Source organism: Frigidibacter oleivorans (assembly GCF_003993775.1).
GTDB lineage: Bacteria > Pseudomonadota > Alphaproteobacteria > Rhodobacterales > Rhodobacteraceae > Frigidibacter > Frigidibacter oleivorans.
The window spans coordinates 21,145-28,124 of the sequence record NZ_RJRZ01000027.1; the positions used below are offsets into that span (position 1 = coordinate 21,145).

General features: G+C 71.2%; 6 protein-coding genes. All 6 read left to right on the top strand.

Annotation, left to right across the window (positions count from 1 at the left end):
- Positions 1 to 367 precede the first annotated feature (367 nt).
- Positions 368 to 2,011 (top strand): BCCT family transporter, encoded by a 1,644-nt coding sequence (locus tag EEY80_RS19510; RefSeq protein ID WP_126979544.1) that lies wholly within the window; start codon positions 368 to 370, stop codon positions 2,009 to 2,011.
- Positions 2,012 to 2,098: 87 nt separating this feature from the next.
- The gene (locus EEY80_RS19515; protein ID WP_164738333.1) at positions 2,099 to 3,349 is read left to right on the top strand and encodes an aminotransferase class V-fold PLP-dependent enzyme; all 1,251 of its coding nucleotides are present in this window, start codon (positions 2,099 to 2,101) and stop codon (positions 3,347 to 3,349) included.
- A 56-nt stretch (positions 3,350 to 3,405) separates the two neighbouring features.
- Positions 3,406 to 4,818: a cryptochrome/photolyase family protein gene (locus EEY80_RS19520; protein ID WP_126979546.1), complete on the top strand. Its 1,413-nt coding sequence runs from the start codon at positions 3,406 to 3,408 to the stop codon at positions 4,816 to 4,818.
- A 110-nt stretch (positions 4,819 to 4,928) separates the two neighbouring features.
- Positions 4,929 to 6,143 carry an SAM-dependent methyltransferase gene (locus tag EEY80_RS19525; protein WP_126979548.1) on the top strand — a complete coding sequence of 405 codons (1,215 nt, stop codon included), beginning with the start codon at positions 4,929 to 4,931 and terminating at the stop codon, positions 6,141 to 6,143.
- A gap of 3 nt (positions 6,144 to 6,146) precedes the next feature.
- The gene (locus EEY80_RS19530) at positions 6,147 to 6,587 is read left to right on the top strand and encodes a TrgA family protein (protein WP_126979550.1); all 441 of its coding nucleotides are present in this window, start codon (positions 6,147 to 6,149) and stop codon (positions 6,585 to 6,587) included.
- Between the two features lie 12 nt (positions 6,588 to 6,599).
- A partial coding sequence (locus EEY80_RS19535) for a gamma-glutamylcyclotransferase family protein (protein WP_164738334.1) occupies positions 6,600 to 6,980 on the top strand: 381 nt, incomplete at its 3' end.

The window sequence follows — 6,980 nt, forward strand, 5'->3', positions numbered from 1 at the left end:
GACGGTCGGAAAATGAGTGATGGTCCCCGGACCGAACGCTAGGGCGAAGGACGGGCTGCAACAAGTTGATTCCGTGGGCCCGCAGGCCCGGACTGCCCGTTTCGGGGCAGCTGCCCGGAAAGGCGGCACTTCCGTCCGCGCCCGGCGGCGGGTTGCGCGGCACAGGGCGACGTGGCAGAAGCGGCGCAGTCGGAAAGCGACATCCGTGTCGTATTCCGGACTTGCCCGGCGGGAACCTGCCGGGCGCAGCCGGGTTGGACGGCAGAGCCTTGCCGCCGCGGCGCCTGCCTTGCGCGCGCCCCTTGAACCCGGAAAGCCATCAGCCGCCCGCGCGGAACGCGGGCCCGACAGGAGAGCGCGACGCCGCATGACAGATCAGGATTTCACCGAAGCCGCCCCAAACCCGATCGAGACGGACTACACGCTGGGGCAGGACAATGTTGCCGGCACGCTGGGTCGGATCGGCTTCGACGTCCATAATCCCGTCTTCGCGATCTCGGGCATCTCGGTCGTGGCCTTCGTCTTCTACACGCTGGCGCTGCCCGGCCAGTCGGCGGCGCTGTTCGACACGCTCTTCGCCTTCGTCACCGGCAGCTTCGACTGGTTCTTCCTCGCCGTGGCCAACATCTTCGTGCTGTTCGCGCTGGCGCTGATCGTGTCGCCCTGGGGCCGGATCCGGCTGGGCGGCCCCGAGGCGCGGCCCGACTTCACCTATGCCGGCTGGTTCGCGATGCTGTTCGCGGCCGGCATGGGCATCGGGCTGATGTTCTATGGCGTGTCCGAACCGATGAGCCATTTCTCCTCGTCGCTGGCGGGGCCGACGCTGGACGAGAACGGTCTGCGCACCGACTGGGCGCCGCTGTCGGGCGCCGCGGGCGATCCGCAGGCGGCGGCCCGGCTGGGCATGGCCGCCACGATCTTCCACTGGGCGCTGCACCCCTGGGCGATCTATGCGGTGGTGGCGCTGGCGCTGGCGCTGTTTTCCTACAACAAGGGCCTGCCGCTGACGATCCGGTCGGCCTTTCACCCGATCCTCGGCGACCGGGTCTGGGGCTGGCCGGGCCATGTCATCGACATTCTCGCCGTCTTCGCCACGCTCTTCGGCCTTGCCACCTCGCTGGGTTTCGGCGCGACGCAGGCCAATGCCGGGCTGAACGAGCTGTTCGGCCTGCCGGTGGGGCCGACGACCGAGGTGCTGCTGATCTCGGGCATCACCGCCATCGCGCTGGTCTCGGTGGTGCGCGGGCTCGATGCCGGGGTGAAGGTGCTGTCGGAAATCAACATGGGCCTCGCCGCGCTGCTGTTCCTGTTCGTGCTGCTGGTCGGGCCGACGCTGGCGCTGCTGTCCGGCGTCGTGGAGGCGCTCGGCGCCTACCTCGTCTATCTGCCGGCGCTGTCCAACCCGGTCGGACGCGAGGACACCAACTTCGTGCAGGGCTGGACCGCCTTCTACTGGGCCTGGTGGATCAGCTGGTCGCCCTTCGTCGGCATGTTCATCGCCCGGGTCAGCCGCGGCCGCACCGTGCGGGAATTCCTGATCTCGGTCCTGCTGATCCCCAGCTTCGTCTGCGTGCTGTGGATGTCGATCTTCGGCGGCACCGCGCTGCATCAGGTCATCGCCGACGGCTATACCGCGGCGCAGGAGGCCGACCTGCCGGTGCAGCTGTTCCGCATGCTCGACGTGCTGCCGCTGGCGCAGCTGACCTCGCTCATCGGCATCGTGCTGGTGGTGGTGTTCTTCGTCACCTCGTCGGATTCCGGCTCGCTGGTCATCGACACGATCACCGCGGGCGGCAAGGTCGATGCGCCGGTGCCGCAGCGGGTGTTCTGGGCCAGCTTCGAGGGCGCGGTGGCGATCGTGCTGCTGCTCGGCGGCGGCTTGCAGGCGCTGCAGTCGATGGTGATCTCGACCGGGCTGCCCTTCGCGCTGGTACTGCTGGCGCTGTGCTGGGCCATCGTCGCGGGCCTGCGCAGCGAGGCGGCGGCGGAACGAGAGGCGGCCGCGGCCTGAATGGGGGCCTGCGGGGTGCGGCTTGCGGGGCAGGGCGGGGCTGGCTAGCCTCGTCCGACCTTACCCCGACCCGTTGCAGAGGCCCGCATGACCGACGCCGCCCTCCATCTGCCGACGCTCGACCTCGCCTTCGTGCGGTCGCAATTCCCCGCCTTCGCCGATCCGGCGCTGGCGGGGCGCGCCTTTTTCGAGAATGCCGGTGGCTCCTATGCCTGCGCGCCGGTGATCGACCGGCTGACGCGCTTCTACCGCGAACGCAAGGTGCAGCCCTATGCCCCCTATCCCGCGGCCGAGGCGGGCGGGGCCGAGATGGACGAGGCCCGCGCCCGGCTGGCGGCGATGCTGGGGGTGGCAACGGACGAACTCAGCTTCGGCCCCTCGACCACTGCCAATACCTTCGTGCTGGCCAATGCCGTCCGCCGCTGGCTGCCCGAGGGCGCGGCGATCGTCGTTACCGATCAGGATCACGAGGCGAATTCGGGGCCGTGGCGGCGGCTGGCGGACGAGGGCGTGGAGCTGCGCGAATGGCGCATCGACCCCGCCACCGGGCATCTGGACCCCGCCCGCCTGACGCCGCTGCTGGCCGATGGCAAGGTGCGGCTGGTCTGCTTTCCGCATTGTTCCAACGTGGTGGGCGAAACCAATCCCGTGGCCGAGATCGTGGCCGACGTCCATGCCGCCGGCGCCTATGCCTGCGTCGATGGCGTCAGCCATGCGCCGCACGGCCTGCCCGATGTGGGCGCGCTCGGCGCCGACATCTATCTGTTCTCGGCCTACAAGACCTATGGGCCGCATCAGGGGATCATGGTCGTCCGGCGCGGCATCGGGGCGGACCTGCCCAACCAGGGCCACTGGTTCAACGGCGGCACGCTGTACAAGCGCTTCACCCCGGCGGGGCCGGATCACGCGCAGGTCGCGGCCTCGGCCGGAATCGCGGACTACATCGACGCGCTGCATTGCCACCATTTCGCGGCCGATCCCGACCCGGCGCGCCGGGCGGCGGCGGTGGCGGGGCTGATGCACCGGGCCGAGACCGCGCTGCTGCAACCGCTGCTGGATGCGCTGGCCGACCGCAACGACATCCGCCTGCTGGGCCCGCGGATGGCCGCAGGGCGCGCGCCCACCGTGGCGCTGGCGCTGAACCGGCCGGCAGAGCCGGTGTCGGCGGCGCTGGCGGCAGAGGGCATCGACTGCTGGGCGGGCGATTTCTACGCCCGCCGCCCGTTGCAGGCGATGGGGGTGGATCCGGATCGGGGCGTGCTGCGCCTGTCCTTCGTGCATTACACCGCGCCCGAGGATGTGGCCCGGCTGATCGCGGCGCTGGACCGGGTGCTGTAGGGGGTGATCCGGTCCCGGCCGCGTCGCGTAACCCCTTCGCACGCCAAGAGGACCGCATGAGCCCTGCCCCCCTGATCCTGTGGTTCCGCCGCGACCTGCGCCTCGGCGATCTGCCCGCTCTCGATGCCGCCGTGGCCAGCGGCCGCCCGGTGATCCCGGTCTTCCTGCTGGACGAGGTGGCAGAGGCATACGGCGCCGCGCCGAAATGGCGGCTGGCCGAGGCGGTGGCGCATCACGGCGACCGGCTGGCGGGCAAGGGCAGCCGGCTGATCCTGCGCCGGGGCCGCGCGCTGGACGGCCTGCAGGCGCTGATCGCCGAGACGGGGGCGGAGGCGGTGTTCTGGACGCGGCTCTACGACCCCGCCAGTCGCAAGCGGGACGAGGACGTGAAGGCCGCGCTGAAGGCGCGCGGGATCGAGGCGCGCAGCTTCCCCGGCCATGTCCTGTTCGAGCCGTGGGAGGTCGAGACCGGCGAAGGCAGCTTCTACAAGGTCTATTCCCCCTTCTGGCGCGCGGTGCGCGGGCGCGAGGTGCGCCCGCCGCTGCGCGCGCCCGCCCGTCTGCCCGTGCCCGACCGCTGGCCCGGCTCCGACCGGCTGGAGGACTGGGCGATGGGGGCGGCGATGCGGCGCGGCGCGGCGGTGGTGGCGAAACATGCGCGCGTGGGCGAGGATCGCGCCCGCGACCGGCTGCACGACTTCCTCGACCGCAAGGTGGCAGAGTACCGTCAGGGGCGCGATTATCCGGCCCGCGACGTGACCTCGGGTCTGTCGGAAAACCTGGCCTGGGGCGAGATCTCGCCCGGCACGATCTGGCATGCGGCCCGCGCGGCGATGGACCGGGCGGGCCTGGCCGAGGGCGCCGAGCATTTCCTGAAGGAACTGGTCTGGCGCGACTTCGCCTGGCACCTGCTGCATCACACGCCCCATATCGCCGACCGCAACTGGCGCGAGGACTGGGACGCCTTTCCCTGGCGGCGCGACAATGCGCAGGCGGAACGCTGGCGGCGCGGCATGACCGGCGAACGCTTCGTCGACGCGGCGATGCGCGAGATGTTCGTCACCGGCACCATGCACAACCGCGCCCGGATGGTCGTGGCCAGCTACCTGACCAAGCATCTGCTGACCGACTGGCGGGTTGGCCTGCGCTGGTTCGAGGACTGCCTGACCGACTGGGACCCGGCGTCGAACGCGCTCAACTGGCAATGGGTCGCGGGGTCGGGGCCGGATGCCGCGCCCTATTTCCGGGTGTTCAACCCGGCGGGACAGGCCGAGAAGTTCGACGGCGCGGGACAGTATCTGAACCGCTGGATCGCCGAGGGGCAGGCCCGCCCGCCCGGCACCGCGCTTGACTTCTTTCGCGCCTGCCCGGTTTCATGGGGACTCGATCCCGCACAGGATTATCCCGACCCGGCGATCGACCTGCGCGAGGGGCGCGAACGGGCGCTGGCGGCCTATCGGCGCGGCTGACGGCGCCGGGACCGAAGGCGCCGCGGGCCGTCCGGCGGGCACAATCACGGACAACAGGGGCGCCGGGGGGAAGACGGCGCCGGCAGCATCGGAAGGAAGACGGGGGTGCGATGGGCGAGGTTCTGACGAGCGTGACCGGGCAGGCGGGTCTGCCCCGCTATTTCGCGCCGGTCTATGAGGCGGCGCGGCGGATGCAGGCGGGGCGGCTCGACTTCGTGCTGCCCGACGGTCGCCGCTTCCGGGCCGAGGGGCGCGGGCCGGGGCCGGTGGCGGAACTGCACATCCACGATCCCGACCTCTTTGCCCGGCTGATCCGCGAGGGCGATCTGGGCTTCTGCGAGGCCTATCTGGACGGCGGCTGGACGACGCCCGACCTGATGGCCTTCATGGATCTGGTCCATGCCGGCAATGACGAACTCTATGACGGGTTCCCGGGGATGCAGATCCTGCGGCTGTGGGAAGACCTGCGCCACTGGCTGCGCAACAATTCGCGCCGGCAGGCCCGGAAGAACATCGCCGCGCATTACGACCTGGGCAACGACTTCTACGCGCTGTGGCTCGACGGGACGATGACCTATTCCTCGGCCCTGTTCGAGGGCGGGGCGCAAAGCCTCGAGGCGGCGCAGCAGGCGAAATATGCCAGCCTCGTGGACCGGATGCAGGTCCGCCCCGGCGAGCATGTGCTGGAAATCGGCTGCGGCTGGGGCGGCTTTGCGGAATATGCCGCCGCTGAACGCGGCCTGCGGGTGACCGGGCTGACGATCAGCCGCGCGCAATACGACTATGCCGTGGACCGGATCGCCAGGGCCGGCCTGTCCGACCGGGTCGAGATCAAGCTGCAGGACTATCGCGACGAGACAGGCCAGTATGACGGCGTGGGTTCCATCGAGATGTTCGAGGCGGTGGGCGAGAAATACTGGCCGGTCTATTTCGACCGGCTGCGCGCGGCGCTGAAGCCGGGCCGGGCCGCCTGCCTGCAGGTCATCACCGTGCAGGACCGGCGGTTCGAGCTGTACCGCAAGGGCGTGGACTTTATCCAGAAGCACATCTTCCCCGGCGGGATGCTGCCCTCGCCCGGGGCGCTGCGGCGCGAGGCCGAGGGCGCGGGCCTTTCCGTCGAGGGCAGCCGCGAATTCGGGGCCAGCTACAGCCAGACGCTGCGCCGCTGGCATGAGACCTTCAACGCCCGCTGGGACCGGGTGGCGGGCATGGGCTTCGACGACCGCTTCCGCCGGATGTGGAACCTCTACCTTGCGTCTTGCGCGGGGGCCTTCGAGGGCGGAAACTGCGACGTGACCCAGATCACCCTGCGAAGGCCAGCCTGATCCATGCCCACCGCCGCGAAACTGCTGGCCGCCCTCTATCTGGGGCTTGTCTGTTTCGCGGGGGCGCTGGCGGTCGGCAGCCACCTGCCCGAGGGCGCCGATCCCGGCTGGCTGTGGGCGGTGGCGACGGGGGCCGGCCTGTTCTGCGGCTGGCGGGTGCTGGGACCGGATGCCGGGCGCGGATCGGTCGCCGCGGTGGCGGCGGGCCTGCGGGCGACGACGCTGGCGGTGCTGGCGACGCTGTTCCTCGGGGCCTTCGCCGCGATGATCCAGCGGTCGATGCGCAAGCTCTATGACGGGCCGGTGGAGGCGCTTCAGGATGTGTTCCGGCTGATGCTGGACGACGCGCGGCTTTTGCTGCATTCCGATGTCGGGGGGGTTCTGATCGCGGGGGCGATGCTGGCCGGCCTTGGTGCGGCCCATGCCGCCCGGACCTGGCGCTGAAGGAGTCCCCTCATGACCGCCGTCTTCCTCTATGGGGCGCTGACCCTTGCCGCGCCGCGCGCCGCCGTCCTGGGCCGCGCGACCGATCCTGCCGCGGCGACCCTGCCCGGGCATGACCTGCAGTGGACGGGCGACGACGCGCTGCCCTGGCTGGTGCCGGCAGGGGGCGCGGCGGTGGCGGGGCTGCTCCTCGAGGCGACGGCAGAGGATCTGGACCGTCTTGCGCGGTTCGCGGGCGGCGCCGCGCCGCGCCCGGTGACGCTGGCGGGCGGCCGGGGCGCGCTGGCCTATGCGCAGCCGGTGGCCGGGCGGGGCGCGGGTCCGGCACAGCCCTGGCGGGCCGGGGACTGGGCGCCTCGTTGGGCCGCGACCGTGGCCGGGGCGGCCGCGGAT